The 996-nt window shown below is 30.9% G+C and carries 1 protein-coding gene; it reads right to left on the bottom strand.

Features of this window, described 5'->3' with window-relative positions; translation table 11 throughout:
• Nucleotides 1-996 (bottom strand): hypothetical protein (locus tag ACT3CE_RS18855; RefSeq protein WP_444711311.1); only part of this gene is annotated, 996 nt, incomplete at both ends.

Here is a 996-nt window from a genome sequence, read left to right as displayed (position 1 = left end):
TTTTTTCTTATCAATTTCCCTTTTCTCTTAATCAGAAAATTAAATTCTTGACCTACTTCAACATTAAAAACTATGGAATCAACTTTATTTTGAGAGAGAGAAGCTTGTGGAATTCCATTTAGCTCAACAATTTCATCATTCAATTCAAGTCCAACTTCCTTTATGTAATTACTCCTTAATAACCCCTTAAGCAAAATCTTATTACCGTTCATTGTTCTGTTAGATGAGATGATGAAACTATTTATTTTTCTATTTTCATGATCATGGAAACATTTAGAAGGCTTTAAGTAGAGCTTATTATGTGCTAAGTCGAAATAAAGAATGAACTTTTTTAGAAAATCAAGTCCGACATAGCCTAAAGAGTTTGGATTAGTAAAATAGTATCCGAAATTATGAACCATATTATTCTTCATTTTGTAGCCACAAAGATCTACAACAGGAACCCTGTAAAAATCCATAGAGAATCCTCTTCCATATGAATAATCAAAAACTACTCTCTTTGAATTTAGGCTTTTCGAAACTTTCTGATGCCCTTGTACACCTGTTACTAAAAAGTCGTTAATTCCAGGATCAATTCCAACTTCTCCTGTTATCCTAGTGGAATCATTCACCATTAATGCTATCTCTATATTAAAGCTACCATTCTCTTGTTCCAATAAGTTACAGGACTTTAATGAATCTTTATCAATGTTATCATGTAAGCGGAGATATCCTTCCTTAAGATTTAATTCTATAATTTTGTGCTTCATTAATTGAAAACCAAGAACTGTAAAAATCTCGCGTTTCTTATATGCAGGAAAAGAAGTAAGATCGACAATTGCAGGTTTAAAAGTTTTCGAGCATTCTTTTAAAGAAATTTTAATAGAGTCTTTTGTTTTAACCAGTTTCCTTGCTTTATAAGAATATGCAAACTGTACGCTCAATGCTTCTTTTTCATCAGATTTAAAACCCCATTTACGACAAAAAGTACTATCAAGCAGAACAATGGATGTATCT

Source organism: Marinifilum sp. RC60d5, assembly GCF_052400665.1.
Lineage (GTDB): Bacteria > Bacteroidota > Bacteroidia > Bacteroidales > Marinifilaceae > JBQTGK01.
Note: the sequence above shows the minus strand (reverse complement) of the source record. Positions and strands in the feature narration are given on the sequence as shown.